General features: G+C 55.6%; 12 protein-coding genes and 2 riboswitches. Of the genes, 6 read left to right on the top strand and 6 right to left on the bottom strand.

Annotated features, from left to right (window positions below; translation table 11 throughout):
* Positions 1-3 precede the first annotated feature (3 nt).
* The 3 genes from H4J77_RS08990 to H4J77_RS09000 form a co-directional block, all read right to left on the bottom strand.
* Positions 4-1,029: an imelysin family protein gene (locus H4J77_RS08990; RefSeq protein WP_182247982.1), complete on the bottom strand. Its 1,026-nt coding sequence runs from the start codon at positions 1,027-1,029 to the stop codon at positions 4-6.
* Positions 1,030-1,043: 14 nt separating this feature from the next.
* Positions 1,044-2,459 carry a di-heme oxidoredictase family protein gene (locus H4J77_RS08995; protein ID WP_123889234.1) on the bottom strand — a complete coding sequence of 472 codons (1,416 nt, stop codon included), beginning with the start codon at positions 2,457-2,459 and terminating at the stop codon, positions 1,044-1,046.
* Between the two features lie 115 nt (positions 2,460-2,574).
* Positions 2,575-3,939, bottom strand: coding sequence for an imelysin family protein (locus H4J77_RS09000; RefSeq protein ID WP_182247984.1), 1,365 nt, complete (start codon positions 3,937-3,939; stop codon positions 2,575-2,577).
* A 182-nt stretch (positions 3,940-4,121) separates the two neighbouring features.
* On the opposite strand from H4J77_RS09000, the gene H4J77_RS09005 reads away from it, so the two are divergent.
* On the top strand, positions 4,122-4,334 hold the full coding sequence (locus tag H4J77_RS09005) for a dodecin (RefSeq protein WP_123889236.1): 213 nt from the start codon (positions 4,122-4,124) through the stop codon (positions 4,332-4,334).
* Positions 4,335-4,349: 15 nt separating this feature from the next.
* On the opposite strand, the gene H4J77_RS09010 is transcribed toward H4J77_RS09005, so the two are convergent.
* Entirely contained in the window at positions 4,350-4,838 is a 489-nt protein-coding gene (locus tag H4J77_RS09010) for a 6,7-dimethyl-8-ribityllumazine synthase (RefSeq protein WP_123889237.1), read from the bottom strand.
* An 82-nt stretch (positions 4,839-4,920) separates the two neighbouring features.
* Positions 4,921-5,072: riboswitch (FMN riboswitch) on the bottom strand.
* A gap of 118 nt (positions 5,073-5,190) precedes the next feature.
* Here H4J77_RS09010 and H4J77_RS09015 point away from each other — a divergent pair.
* Together H4J77_RS09015 and H4J77_RS09020 are read left to right on the top strand one after the other, a co-directional pair.
* Positions 5,191-5,637, top strand: coding sequence for a hypothetical protein (locus H4J77_RS09015; RefSeq protein ID WP_182247986.1), 447 nt, complete (start codon positions 5,191-5,193; stop codon positions 5,635-5,637).
* Between the two features lie 389 nt (positions 5,638-6,026).
* Entirely contained in the window at positions 6,027-7,253 is a 1,227-nt protein-coding gene (locus H4J77_RS09020) for an MFS transporter (RefSeq protein ID WP_182247988.1), read from the top strand.
* Positions 7,254-7,272: 19 nt separating this feature from the next.
* Here the strand turns inward: H4J77_RS09020 and H4J77_RS09025 are convergent, their stop codons facing one another.
* Entirely contained in the window at positions 7,273-8,769 is a 1,497-nt protein-coding gene (locus H4J77_RS09025) for an NAD(P)/FAD-dependent oxidoreductase (RefSeq protein ID WP_182247990.1), read from the bottom strand.
* An 88-nt stretch (positions 8,770-8,857) separates the two neighbouring features.
* Positions 8,858-10,246 (bottom strand): sodium:solute symporter family transporter, encoded by a 1,389-nt coding sequence (locus H4J77_RS09030; protein ID WP_182247992.1) that lies wholly within the window; start codon positions 10,244-10,246, stop codon positions 8,858-8,860.
* Positions 10,236-10,365: riboswitch (TPP riboswitch) on the bottom strand. (Overlaps the previous gene by 11 nt.)
* A 188-nt stretch (positions 10,366-10,553) precedes the next feature.
* Between H4J77_RS09030 and H4J77_RS09035 the strand changes: the two genes are divergently transcribed.
* Genes H4J77_RS09035 through H4J77_RS09045 form a run of 3 tightly spaced genes read left to right on the top strand, consistent with a single transcriptional unit; the run spans position 10,554 to position 14,769 of the window.
* Entirely contained in the window at positions 10,554-11,492 is a 939-nt protein-coding gene (locus H4J77_RS09035) for a GGDEF domain-containing protein (RefSeq protein ID WP_182247994.1), read from the top strand.
* Positions 11,493-11,524: 32 nt separating this feature from the next.
* Positions 11,525-12,376, top strand: coding sequence for a D-hexose-6-phosphate mutarotase (locus H4J77_RS09040; protein ID WP_182247996.1), 852 nt, complete (start codon positions 11,525-11,527; stop codon positions 12,374-12,376).
* Between the two features lie 53 nt (positions 12,377-12,429).
* Entirely contained in the window at positions 12,430-14,769 is a 2,340-nt protein-coding gene (locus tag H4J77_RS09045; RefSeq protein ID WP_182247998.1) for an ammonia-forming cytochrome c nitrite reductase subunit c552, read from the top strand.
* The last annotated feature ends 17 nt before the right edge of the window (positions 14,770-14,786 follow it).

Raw genomic sequence — 14,786 nt, forward strand, 5'->3', positions numbered from 1 at the left:
GGATCAGTCGCCATCGCTGGAGTTGAAGCCACGCACCACACTCAGGGCTGCGGAAACAGGGCCAGTCAGCATGGTTTTAGTGGTATTCACATCCTCCAGCAGTGCCTTGAGGCTTTTCCGTCCTTCTTCTGTCTCCATTAGGGGGGCGATATCCGCGGGCAACTGCTCAAAGTGATCCAGAGTCTTGTTCAACTGTTGATTGAACTGCCCGGCCAGCGTCATTTGATCGTTCTCTGCCAGTAAGAGCGTGAGACCAGGTACGAAATAATCAGACAGGCCCTGCAGGGATGCATGCACTGTGTTGAGCGACTGTCCACTGCGCCAGGCATCGGCAACGTAGGGATTGGGTTTGCCATTGCCGCGTTCACCGATAGGTGCAGCCAGACGCCAGTCTGCTAATAGTTCCAGGGACTGCATGGCCGATTGCAAGGTGCCGTTGTCGTAATCCTCAACGCTCAGGTAACGCTCTTCAAGCGCGGTCCAGTCAGTGTTCAAGGCGTTGGCGTTGGCGTCCAGATTACTGCTGATTGCAGTCAGCAGGTTGCAGCTGCGTTCTGCTGGCAGAGCCTTGTCTGTATCGATGATACGCTCGTCGTACAGCAGGTATTCGACCGCAGGAAAGCCCTGAATGGCAACGCTGTCACGGCTAATGGCATCGGCAGTGATGTCTTTGTCACCGTTCAACCAATAATCCACCTTGCTGGCTGTCAGGTTCTTGGGGTCTGGCCAGAACTGAAACTTCCAGGCACGGGTATTCTCTTCAATCGGGCCAAAGCCAACAAAACGTACTGCCTGCCAGGCGCTGAACGCGGACAGCCATTGCTCTTTAAGTGCTTGCATGCTGGCGGGAGAGGGGGCTGCGCAATAGCTGTCAGCGGTTTTTTCCAGTTCGCTGGTCGCGGCTGCCAACTGGCTGTAGCCGTGACCAATCTGCGCGTGCCAGGCTGCGCGGGGTGTTTCTGCCTGTGCGCTGCTGATCAAGCCCAGAGACAGCAACGAGGCGCAGCCAATACGATAAAGAAGCTTCATGGAAAGTATCTCGCTCAGAGGGAGTTAAGAAAACGCTGTAAAGCCCTGCGCTCAGCCGCGGGCAGTAGCCGATACTGATCCGCTGAGGCTGTGGCTTCGCCTGCATGCCAAAGAATGGCCTCTTCCGGCGTGCGTGCACGGCCGTCGTGCAGAAAGCCTGCGTTGGCGTTGACTTGCTGTGCCAGGCCCAAGCCCCAGAGTGGCGGCGTGCGCCACTCATTGCCATCAGCCAGGAATTCATCACGGCCGTCAGCCAAGCCAGGCCCCATATCGTGCAGTAGCATATCGGTGTAGGGCCAGATGACCTGTCCGCTCAAATCTTCGCGCTCCACCTTAGCCGTGGTGTAGGTCGGCGTGTGGCAGCCCGCGCAATTGAGCTGGTTGAATAGTTCGGCACCCTGTTGAACTTCAGGATCATCCATCTCGCGACGGGTCGGCACGGCCAGACTGGCGGAATAGAAGGCAATGAAGTTGGCGACTTTGTCACTGACTTCCTTGTCTCCACCATTAGGGAAGGCACCGCATTGTTGCTCCGGCGTACAGTCGGTTTGCGGGCTTAGAGTGGAGGTCAGTCCCATGTCTCCGGCAAAAGCGCCCATCGACTGTTGCAGAATATTGGGCTCTGCTGCCTTCCAGCCGAAACGACCGAGCACCGTGGTTTCACTTGCCTTGTCCCAGACGCGGTTGGCGCGTCCGGAAATGCCGTCGCCATTCTCATCTTCAGGATCTTCTCGGCTCAGAATGTCAGCTTCGGCAATAGATTCGAGCAAGCCCAAACCGGTCATGGGTGGCGCAGCCCGCGGCGAAATCAGCAGGTTATCTGGCATCGGGCCGTAGTTGGGTGACTCAATGTGGTAAATCGGTTGACGCAGCGTGACTACAGTACCATCGGCCAGTTTTTGCTCAATTGCTTGCCACTCCACGACCATGTTGGCCTCTGGCTTCATGCCAGGGATAGCCGATGTTTGTAACTGGCTGCCGTAAACTGGCGCAGGCAAAAATCCGTGGCGCTTGAGTATTTCTGCATCGCGTTCAGGATCGGCCGGCACTGCCAGCCGTAAAAAAAGTGATACCGACGGCTCATCAATGGATGCCGGTGCATGGCCGCGACCGTCTTTGATATGGCAGCCCTGGCATGAGTTCGTGTTGAACAGGGGACCAAGCCCGTCACGTGCGTCGGTGCTGGCAGGGGCGACGACCCAGGGGTTACGGAAAAAGCTGTTACCAACGCTGAAATCAAGACGCTTGGTGATCGACAGGTTGCTTTGCGGTAAAGAAAAAGCGTTGTGATCGTGCTGCTCTACACTGCCTTCGCCACCGGTCAAAGGCGTGTCTTGAATAGGGTAGGTGGACTGCGACCCAAGTGCTGCGCTGGACACAAGTACTAAGGGAGCCAGGAGTCTATTAAGTCGGTAATGAGGGCGAGTCATAAAACGTACCTACCGTTTATCAGAAGTAGTTGCGATTGCTGATGATACGCAATCAAAAAAACCGGTGGTAGCGTAAGTAGCTGCATCACCGGTTTTACTGTTACAACGTTGGGTATTAGAAGCTATGGCCTGCATCGTCGGGCTGGAGTGAATCAACACCTACAATGGCGGCAACTTTCTCGATTGATCCGGTTTGCTCAACCAGCGCCGCGATTGCGTCGTTTATAACTTTGGCGCCTTCAGCGTTGTCGGGCGCAATCATCATGTCGAACTTGACCGGATTCTCTGATGCCTCGGCACGTGTTTTCATTTCACCCAAAGCAGCCATGGTGGAGTCCAGTTCTGCAGTCAGTTTCTGGTCCAACTGGGCATCGTTATTGGCAACCAGGTCAGACAGCGAAGCGCCGGTTAACTCGGTGCCGTCAACGCGCAGATAAGTCCCGGTATAGACGTTTTGAATGCCTTTGCCGTTGTAATAGTGCGAGTTGTGCGTGTTGTCGCTGAAGCAGTCGTGCTCGTCTTCGTATGAGTTAGCTTCCAGTGCCACCTTCATGCGTTCGCCGGCCAGTTCACCGAGCGACAACGAGCCCATGCCGAAGAGCATTTTCTGGTAAGCAACTTGCGGCTCGATGGCAACAAACTCTGCGCGGTAGTTGCCCTCGGTATCGGCAGACCACTGACCCACCATCCACTGCAGATCGGTCACCAGTAGGTCGGTTACCGCATCGAGGTAAGCTGCCCGGCGATCACAGTGACCATTGGTGCAATCATCGCCCTTGGCATAGTCGCTGGCAGGACGTTCGCCAGCACCTGCTGCAAAGCCATGCATGTCCTGGCCCCATAGCAGGAACTCGATCGCATGATAACCGGTCGCGACGTTGGCCTCGGAACCGCCCACTTCGTTCAGGCTGGCGAGTAGGTCAGGTGTAAGCGTGGACAGGTCCATCGTCTCACCACCAATATTCAGTTCGGTATTGGCGATGATGTTCGCGTTGGCACCGTCGTTGCCCAGCGCGTGCTGATAGCCTTCGGTCTTAACATAGTCGATCAGACCTTCGTCAAGCGGCCAGGCGTTCAGTTGGCCCTCCCAGTCGTCAACCACAGCGTTACCAAAGCGGAAAACCTCGGATTGCTGGTAGGGCACCCTGGCGGCTAACCATGCTTCCTTCGCCGCAGCGAGGTTTTCGGCGGTAGGGTTTTCGATCAAGGCATCAGTCGCAGCATCCAATGCTTTTGCCGTGATCAGAGCATCTTCATAGGTCGCATGTGCGAGGTCGGCGTAATGAGTAACCACCTCATTGGCGCTAGCAGTGCTTTCGTTAGCTGCTTTATCGGTTTGTTGACTTTGCTCGCTGGGGGCTGTTGCCGCCGGTTCAGTAGCAGTGGTCTGTGCAGTCTGGTCTTCGTCACTGCACGCGGTCAGTAAAAAAGAGGTGGATATTGCCAGCGCAAGCGCCTGTAGAGGAAAACGCACAGCCATGGAGTACTCCCTGTCTTATAGCTATTAACTAAATAATGATAGTGATTTGCATTACTAATTATAAGGAGGGGATGACATATTGCAACGCATGAGTGCCTTGCATCGGCAAATCAACCTGAACCCTGAGTGGATCTGGCTGTCATCTTACAGTGAGAATATTCAATCCATAGATGGAGAAAACGATGTCTAGCCACGTTTACAAGAAAGTAGAAGTCGCAGGTTCCTCTACCAAAAGCATTGAAGAAGCCATTGAAAGCGCGATCGCTGAGTGCAGCAAAACCATCAAGAATGTCGAGTGGTTTGAAGTCATGGAAACCCGTGGCCACGTGACCGATGGCAAGGTCGCCCACTATCAGGTTGTGATTAAAGTGGGCTTCCGTCTCGATACCAATTAATTCGGTATGGATTTTTTACTGGCTGGCCTTCGCTGCGAACGTTAGCGTTATCGCGCCATCTGCTGCGCTGGCCAGCTCTTCCCCCTTGCTAACGAAATGACGACTGAAGTACTGCTTGTGCTCATCATGCTCATGGAAATGGTGCGGGGTGAGTACAGCGGTCAACACCGGTACTTCAGTTTCAAGCTGGACCTGCATCAGGCCTGAAATGACTGCGTTGGCAACAAAATCATGGCGGTAAATCCCGCCATCTACTACCAAACCACTACAGGCAATTGCGGCGTAACGTCCGGTTTTGGCTAGCAGTTTGGCCTGCAGTGGAATCTCGTAGGCACCTGGAACGGCGATTACGTCGATCAGTTCAGGATCATAACCGCGTTCCTGCCATTGGCTTTTAAACCCTTCCAAGCAACGCAAAACAATGTCGGCATGCCATGAGGCGTGAATGAAAGCAACGCGCTGGCTGCGGCGATCAAAAGTGAAATTCGTTGAGCTCTGATTCATCAGTTACTTCCTGGATCAAGGTGAATCAGGGCGAACGGGCAGGGCAAGGCCGGGCGCTGGAAAGCGGCGGCGCAGGCGACTGGCACGTTCTCTCTTATCCGGACTATCACCGTCGGCTCTGGAATTACACCAGATCTGCTGACCTCGACCGATAACACTGGTAGAGCGCTCGCGGGCTGAGGAGTTAACTCCATTACCGCCGGTGGGGAATTGCACCCCGCCCCGAGAACGACGCTGTTTTACACAGCGGGCAGCAATATAAGGCTTCTGGCCAAAGTCGTCAAAATGCAAGTCAGAGATAAAGCTTTGCCAATGGCGGCCGATATAGCTGCATGATAATTTAGAGGTGACCATGCGTATTGACTCCATTCCAGCTGCAGCTGCCTCGGCTTCGCCGGCTCGTACTCCAGAGGTAACTAATCAGGACGCTGAAGCACCTTCAACCTCGGTGCGTGAGTTGGGCCAAGGGATCAAAGTGACGCTGTCGGAACGTGCGCAGGCCAGGGCCTCGGCGAGCAAAGCCGATCAGGCAGTCGAAGAGAGCAATCTTCCAGACACTATCAAGAGTTTACTCAAGCGAATCCGCGAGCTGAAAGCGCAGATCGCCGAACAACAGGCGCAGTTGTCTGAACTGCAGCGCGCCGGTGCTGATCCGGAACAGATTAAAGCGGCACAGCAACAGCTGAGCAGCCTTAATTCAGCCTTGACCACTGCTTACGCGAGCCTGGCCCAGGCAATGGACGGTGACTCTCTGAGCGATGAGCAGAAGCAGCAGGCGATGAGCCTCAGTATGGCTTGACGTCAGGTAGTGCCTAGCGTTTCCCCGTTAGGGTGAGCAAGCGCGTAGCTTATATAAAAGCGTTCACCACTACTGGTAGTGCCATACCTGGATAAGTGGCGACATACTTTTTCTGTCGCTCACGAGCTCACGAGCTCACGGACTCACGGGCTCACGACCAGAGCGACGTGGTCTGGACTTCTCCGAGCTGGAGGGCATCTGGTATCTGTCCGACGATTACCCTGAAAAAGTTCGCCGCGCAGCCCGGCAAGAGATGATCAATAGCTGGTAGCACAGGCAGGTATCCTAGAGTGAAACAGTCTTTTGTTTTATTCGACGTAGTTTACTTCGACAAAACTCGAACAAGTGTGCGTTAATGCTCCGCTTCATTATCCTGCACCGGAGTTTGCATGACCGCGCCGTCGCATTCTGATCGTCACATCTCAGCCCGAATGACGTTTTTCCTGGCTCTATGTTGTGGCTTGATTGTCGCCAACCTGTACTACTCGCAACCGCTGGCCGGACCTATTAGTCGTGCGTTGAGCATGTCGCCGGAATCTGCTGGTTTGATCGTCACCCTGACCCAGATTGGTTATGTGATCGGCTTGTTGCTGGTCGTGCCGCTGGCTGACCTGGTAGAAAATCGCAAGTTGATTTTGGCTATGGTTGGCTTGTCGATGCTGGCCGTTATCGGCGCCGCCTTTGCTGATAACGCAGCGCTATTTCTCATCGCCTCGTTACTGATTGGTGTGGGTGCGGTGGCGGTTCAGGTGATCGTACCGCTAGCTGCGCATCTGGCGAGCGAAGAGCGTCGTGGTCAGGTGGTTGGCAATGTGATGAGCGGCTTGATGTTCGGCATCATGTTGGCTCGCCCGGTAGCCAGTTTCATTACCGATCTTTATGGCTGGCATGCGGTTTTCGTGTTTTCTGCACTGGTGATGTTGGTGCTGGGGATTACCATTCGGCTGGTGTTGCCACCGCGCTTACCCAAGGCGGCTATCAGCTATGGCGGGTTGTTGGCTTCCATGGGTGGTCTGGCTCTTAAAACCCCGATTCTGCAACGTCGCGCCTTTTATCAGGCCATGATGTTCGGTGCTTTCAGTTTGTTCTGGACGACCACGCCGCTGCTGTTGGCCGGTCCCGCATTCAATATGTCGCAGTCCGGTATCGCGCTATTCGCATTAGCAGGTGTAGCCGGTGCGGTGTCTGCGCCATTGGCTGGCCGTGTCGCGGATGCAGGCCTCACCAGGCAAGCCACTATCGCGGCTATGCTGTTTGCCATAATATCCTTTGCGATCACGCTGCTGCTGCCATTGGGCTCAGCCAGCTCTTTGGCGCTGTTGGTGATGGCCGCCGTCCTCCTGGATTTTGGCGTTTCAGGCAACGTAGTTCTGGGGCAGCGCGCTATCTATGGCCTCAGCGCCGATCTGCGCAGCCGCTTGAATGGGCTCTATATGGCCACGTTTTTTGTTGGCGGGGCCGTGGGCAGTGCGATTGGCGTTTGGGGATATGCCCACGGCGGCTGGCCGATGGCAGCCATACTGGGGGGCGGCATGCCTGCATTGGCGTTGCTGACGCTCTTTTTGGTCGAGCCAAAAAACGATGCGGCTGAGTCGCTGTCGGCGTCGGCTGATTAACTGCCTGCGGTTGTTATAGTCAGGCGGTAGCTTTGCTTGCCCCTGGATCTGGCACCTTTTTCCCGCTCTCGTGCGGTATCAACTCTAGAATCGCGTCCTCTATGGGGTCGTCCAGCAGCATGACTGAGTCCAGCTCGTAGGCGTTCAGCAGTTGCCAAGGCAGTGCAGCGCCCTGGCGTGGCAATATTCCGTTGGCGCGCGCCACATAGCCTGATTGCAGGGCGCCCATCATTGAATCAGTTTGCCGGTTATCACCACGATCAGCGGCCTGGGCTACGGCCAGTCCGCTGGCCTTTAAGTGATTCAGCAGGCGACAGATATAAGCTGCCGCCAGATCGGCTTTCAATGTCCAGGGCGCGTTGGTGTAGCCGAATACCCACGCCATATTGGGTACTTTTTCAAGGAGTACTCCTTTGTAGGTCATACGTTGGCTGATGTCGCATGGCTTGCGGTCTATTGTCAGCTGGGTACCACCGAGCACTTGGAGTTGCAGGCCGGTTGCCGTTATGACGATATCCGCCTTAAGCTCCCGCCCCGAGGCCAGACGTATCCCATCCTCGGTAAATGTGCTGATTTGATCGGTGACAACCGATGCCTGGCCGCTGTTGATGGCGGCAAACAAGTCTGCATCGGGCACTGCACACAGCCGCTGATCCCAGGGCATATAGTCAGGGGTAAAGTGGCGCATCAGACTTTGATCATGCAGCTTGTCACTCACGCCCTTGAGTAAAAACTGGCGGGTCTTATCTGGCCAACGTTTAGCGGCTTTGTAAATCCAGCGTTGAATGGCAATGTTGCGACGTCTAGCTAATCGGTAGGCCCAGCTTTTTGGCATTAGATGGCTGAGTACGGAGGTCAAGGTATCTTGCGCGGGAACGGACATGATGTAGGAGGGCGAGCGTTGCAGCATGGTGATATGAGCAACCTCTTGAGCCATGGCTGGGACCAGGGTTACCGCCGTTGCGCCACTACCAATGACCACCACCCGCTTGCCGCGATAGTCTAGATCCTCCGGCCAGTGCTGTGGGTGAATACAGCGTCCCTTAAATGTATCAACCCCCGGAAAATGGGGCAGGTAGCCCTGTTTGTGATCGTAATAACCGGTGCAACTGATCAGAAAGTCGCAACTGAACAGGTGTCTTGCACCCTTGCTATCGAGCGTGCTGACAGTCCAGCTCTGTGTCTTGGAATCCCAGTTGGCGTGCTGCGTCTCCTGACCAAAGCTGATGTGCGGCAGGACGCCATGCTCCTCGGCGGTATCGGTAATGTACTGGCGGATGGCTGGGCCGTCAGCCAGTGTGCGCAGTGCATTCCAGGGACGGAAAGCGTAGCCAAAGCTGAACATATCGGAGTCTGAGCGAATGCCTGGGTAGCGGAACAGGTCCCAGGTACCGCCGATAGCGTCTCGGCGCTCAAGTATCAGGTAACTGTGCTCAGGGCATTCGCGGGAGAGGTGGCAAGCAGTGCCGATGCCGGACAGGCCAGCACCGATGATGATCACATCATGATGTTCCATAGTCAACGCAGCCTTCTGTTTTTTGTTTTTTGGCTTAGATGACTATAGATGGTCTACGCGGAATTCGCTGTGATCGAGATATTCTCGTTTATCGATGCAGCTCTGTCGAAGCGCTACGGGGAGCGAGAGAGGCAACCAGCAGACTGACCAGAGTGGAGGCGAGTAGCGCGCCAACGAAGGGGCCAAGGCTGGGTACGCCGCCGGGAAAGCTGGCAATGAGAATGCCTTGAGTCAGGCTTGCACTGGCGACCCAGCCGGGCAGAACTGCCCCGATCAAACCTGCAACAGAGCCGGCTATGGCAGCCAGGGGTGTCATCCGCGACCACAGTCCCAGCAGGACAGGGACTACCGCAGTCGCGCACAACAGGTCAGCTATCAGAAACAATCGCAATACCGAGATGCCCTGCAGGGCAATCAGCACAACCGGCACCATCAGCACCACGGTAAACCAGCGTGCAGCGACGATAGAAAGTCCTTTCTTTTCGGTCACGGCTAACGAAGCGATGGCGTTCTGCAAGGTATCGACCGACGAGGCAACCAGGCTTAACGCCAGCAGTAGCGCCAGCAGGCTTAGCCAAGCCGGTGCGTCGCTGAGCATAGCGAAGAAGGGGATTGGGGGTGAGCCGATATCAGCGCCACTCATAACCGTCAGTATGGCCATGCCGCCGACCAGCGCCACCACCAGAACCGTGGTGATACCACCCAGCAGTGCGCCTTTACCCAGAGCGGTCGCATCTTCTGCCGCCCATACGCGTTGCCAATAGCCCTGATGAAACAGATTGGCGGCGGTCACAGCGATCACTAGCGTCAGCGCCACACCCAGTGCAGCGCCTGCAGGAATGCCTGGCATAGGCGCGCTGGTGTCAATGTGCGGTAAACGCTGTAGCGCGACATAGCCTACAACCAGCAGCAGGCCAAGCAGCATCCACGCTTGCCAGCGGTCAGTCATCAGGCTTGCGCGCAAACCTCCCCAAACCGTGTAAACCAGGGTCGCCAGCGCAACGCCGACAATCACCAGTGCCGGATTAACATCGGAGAGCATGCCGGTGATGGCGCCGATTGCAGTCAGTTCGGCAATTAGAAAGCAGCTCATATACAACAGCGAGATTAAAGCGACCCAGCGACGCACGCCGCCGCCGAAGCAGGCCTGAGCGAACTCGCCTATGCTTCTACCTTCAGGCAGTGCACGGCGGATAGCGGGTCCACAAAAGGCAAGTACGATAAAGGGCAGGGCGGCGCCGACAGCGTAGCCTGCTAATGCCACCGGGCCGACCAGTGCGCCCACTTCTGGCGGGGCAAACAGAATCCAGCCGCCCATGCCAGATGCCAGAAATGACAGCCCCAGTGCTTGAGCGCCCTGACTGTTACGTGCGGTAATGTAGTCGTCCAGCCCGGTGTCGGGTTGGCGGGCCCTGAGGCCAATCCATATAAATAACAACAAGGCAGCCGTTACGGCAGCCAGACTCAGATACGACATGTCGCGCTTCCTCCGCCGGTATTATCCGGATCAGGTTCCAGGGTTTGGTTGGTCAGTTGACCAACGGGTTCTCAGCTAAAGCAGGCCTTGGCTCTGCTTGAACTCCCCTGGCGACGAGTTGAATTGTTATGGGGCTTACAGCGGCAATATGATGTCATACATCGACTTGTCAGCGTAGGTTGATGGCTATTTAATATTTCCTTGGGGTTGGCGTGGTCTTTCGCCGATAATGGCCTTATGTGCCGAGGCTCGGTAGCAACAACTGAATAACGGCTTTCAGCAGCACAGCACGTAAGCAGGTAGCTATATGCCAGACACTAAAGCGCAGGATCAGCAGTCAAAAACCGTAAGTCAGCGTGCCTTTGAGACCGTTCTCGATAGTATTGATGCAGCGATCTATGTAGCTGATATGCAAAGCTACGATCTGCTCTTTTTAAACGCCTACAGCAGAAAACGTTGGGGTGAAGCCGGTAATCGCAAATGCTGGCAGGTGCTGCAGCAGGGGCAATCGGGGCCTTGCAGCTTTTGCACTAATGGCCGCCTGCTTGATAGCAATGGTGAACCCAGAGAGGTTCATATATGGGAGTTTCGCAACACGGTTACCCAGCGTTGGTATCAGTGTCGTGATCAAGCGATTTTGTGGCCTGACGGACGCTTGGTGCGCATCGAGATTGCCACGGATATAACCGAGCTGAAGGACATGCAGGCTGAGCTTGGTGCAGCCAAGTTGCGCGCTGAAGAACTGGCTTATCAGGATGAGCTTACTGGACTGAACAATCGCCGAGCTTTTGCTGCCTTGAGCCAACCGACTATTGATCAAGCCAGACGCTCGGGCCAGCCATTAGCGTTGATCGGATTTGATGCGGACCATTTCAAACAGGTCAACGATTGCTATGGGCATGCTGCTGGCGATCAGGTACTAAAGTCGCTCGCCGACACGGTACGTAGTCAAATACGCGCTGGCGATGTGCTGGCCCGTGTCGGCGGTGAAGAGTTCGCTCTGCTGCTCCCCGGCGCCGATATTGCAGTGGCCTGCGATATGGCGGAACGACTGCGTAAGGCAGTTGAGGCGATGACCGTTGACTATGCAGGCAAGCTGATTAAGCTGACCTGCAGTTTTGGTGTGACGGCATCGAGCGACGGTAATGCCAGCCTTGAACAGCTTATGCAGTTTGCCGATAAAGCGACCTATATAGCAAAAGCTCGTCAGCGTAATTGTGTCGCGGTACTTACGCTTCCTGCGTGATAACCTTGAATTTTCACGATGGATTTTCGCTGATGCTGCCAGACTGCATTCAACTTATAGATAACCCCGCCGGCAAGACCTTTGTTGTTATAGATCACCCGCAAGTGTCAGCCAGGATCGCGCTGGAAGGGGCTCATCTTCTGCAATGCACGCCAAAGGGACAGCTGCCATTGCTGTGGGTCAGCCCCGATGATCCGCAGCTGCCGGGAAAATCACTGCGCGGCGGTATCCCGCTATGCTGGCCCTGGTTTGGTGGTGATCGCCCAGCGGCGGCACACGGCATAGCGCGGCGTGCCAAGTGGGTGCTTAGCACCGCCACGGAAGATAGCCAGGGTGTATATCTGCGCTTTGACCTGCCCGCCGCCTGTATCAGTGAACAGTTGCCGGGCGAGCCCTGGCAGGTGTATGTCGAGTTTCGTCTGGGCGCAGGCCTTGATGTGCAGCTCACCACCACCAATATGGGCGCGGAACCCATGAAGTTGAGTCAGGCGTTACATACCTATTTACCCGTTGGCAGTATTCACCAGGCGCGCATCAGCGGGCTGGATGCCTCGTGTTATATCGATGCGCTGGATGGCTGGACACACAAAACCCAAGCAGGCGATGTGCAGTTCAAGGCAGAGCTGGACCGCATCTATTATGGTCATGGCGATAACCTGTGCTTGCATGCAGGCGACAACTCGGTCGTGGTTGAGCGTCAAGGCAGTGAGTCAGTCGTGGTGTGGAACCCGTGGGTGGATAAAAGCCTGCGGTTAAGTGAGTTTCCTGCCGAAGGCTATCTGCGCATGCTTTGTATCGAGGCAGCTAACGCCGGGCCTGATGCTCGCGTGTTGCAGCCCGGTGAGCAGCATACCTTGGGTACGCGTATTCAACACGCAGACTAGCGAAGGCGGCGAGGCTACGAAGGCTCGGCTCAGGAGCGAACAAGGCCAAAACGATGCGCAGCACGCAAAATAAAAAGAAAGCGCCAGTAAGCAAAGAAGACAGCAGCACTGCACCTACTATCTCCGCTGGCGACCGCAAAAAGAGTCTGATTCTGCTGTTGGCGATATTAGTCTTGCTATTGGCTGTAGCGGCCTGGTGGGCTCAGCACACAGAGGTGCAAAAGCCCAGTGTGCATCCTGCCATCATAGACATTCAACCTGCTGGCCAGTCTGCATTGGTCGCAGAGTTTGTTGGGATGGAAGCCTGTGTGGGTTGTCATGCGGAGCAGGCTGAGCGCTTTGCTGATTCGCACCATGATCTGGCAATGCAAAAAAGCACTGACACAAGCGTATTGGGCGACTTCAATGATGCGGTTTTTGAGTTCGGCGGCATAACGACGCGCTTTTCTCGCCGGGGCGCTGAATTCGTCATTAACACCGCTAATGAACAGGGTGAGTATCAGGATTACCTGGCTCGTTACACCTTCGGTATCTATCCCTTGCAGCAATACTTGCTGGAACTACCCGGCGGTCGCTATCAGGCGTTCAGCGTAGCCTGGGATGCGCGGCTAAAAGAGCAGGGCGGTCAGCGCTGGTTCCAGCTCAATCCTGAGTTTAATGGCGATGACTCGGACAAGGCCTTCCACTGGACCGGGCGCAACTTCAATTGGAATCTGACCTGTGCTGAATGCCATTCCACCAACCTGCAACGTAACTATGACCCGGTCCGTAATGCTTACAAGACTAGTTGGTCCGATATTGATGTAGCCTGTGAATCCTGCCACGGCCCAGGCTCGCTGCATCTGCAGTGGGCAGCGGCGCCGCAACAACTGAGCGCTCAGCAAGTCAGCCAGAAAGGGCTGACGTTGAAGTTTGATGAACGCCACAACGCCATCTGGCAGCACAACCCAGAAAGCGGCCGGCCAGAACGTAGCCTGGTCAAAACGACTGAAACCGAGATTCAGGTCTGCGCCGCTTGCCACTCCCGCCGCGCCCAACTCTTTGATGACAATACCCCCGCGCAGCAACTGGTCGAGAGCTTTCTGTTGGCCAACCTGGATGAAGGGCTTTATCACGCTGACGGCCAGGTTCAGGATGAGGTCTTCGTACACGGCTCTTTTGTGCAAAGCAAAATGTATGACGCTGGCGTGACCTGCAGCGACTGTCACGATCCTCACAGCCTGGAACTGCGTGCGCCCGGCAATGGCGTATGCCTGCAATGCCACCTATCCGATGAATACCAAACACCCAAGCATCATTTTCATCAAGACGTTGCCGGTTCACAGTGTGTTGATTGTCATATGCCAGCGACCACTTATATGGGCGTCGATCCACGCCGTGACCACAGTTTGCGCATTCCGCGCCCTGACCAGACTCTTAGTCTTGGCGTGCCTAATGCCTGTAACGGTTGCCACCAGCAGCAGAGCGCACAATGGGCTGCGGATCAGGTCGAGCAATGGTATGGCCATATCCCACAAGGCCATCAAGACTATGCGCAAACCCTGCATGAGGCGCGCAACGGTAAGCAGCAGTCACCCGAGGCACTGTTAGCGCTGCTGAGTAACCAAACACAACCGATGATTGCCCGAGCGACCGCCGCCAGCTTATTGCAAGACTGGCCTGAGCCAGAGGTGCTGGACGATGTCCGCCTGGCTCTGGGCGATCCTGATTCACAGTTGCGGCTTGGTGCATTGCGTGCGCTGGCGGGGCGCGCACCCTTCATACGCTGGCAGTTGGCGGCGCCGTTGCTAACGGACTCTATCCGCACGGTTCGTATTAGCGCCGTTGAACAACTGTTGGATATTACGCCAGAGCAGGTGCCAGCAGAGCAGCGAAGTGATCTACAAAATGCGCTGGATGAGTATGTTGCGGTACAACAAGCTAATGCAGATAGCCCCTCAGCACAGGTGAATCTAGCCCTCTATTATCAGGCACGCAACCAACTGGCGCTGGCAGAGCAGGCTTACGAGCGTGCTCTGCTGCTAGACCCATACTTTGAAGCTGCCTACGTGAATCTTGCGGATCTTTACCGCGGCTCGTTGCGCGACCCTGATGGTGAGCGCTTGTTAAAGGATGGGTTGCAGCGCTTGCCGAAGGCAGCGTCTTTGCATTTCAGTTTGGGGTTATTGCAGGTCCGACAGAAGCGCCTAGCGCAGGCGCTTGAACCTTTAGCCGATGCACTTGAGTTTTCGCCAACGACCGTACGCTACCGCTATGGTTACGCGGTAGCGCTTAACTCTATTGGGCGTCGCAAGGAAGCGCTTGACGTTATTGATGTCGGCCTTGCGTTGACGCCCGGTAACCAGCAACTGGGCACCCTGAAATTGCAGCTGCTTCAGGAAGGGGAGAATTAGCTATCAGCAGCAGAAGA

Origin of the sequence: Pseudomonas sp. 5Ae-yellow, from assembly GCF_014077575.1 — a bacterium.
GTDB classification, from domain to species: domain Bacteria; phylum Pseudomonadota; class Gammaproteobacteria; order Pseudomonadales; family Pseudomonadaceae; genus Halopseudomonas; species Halopseudomonas neustonica.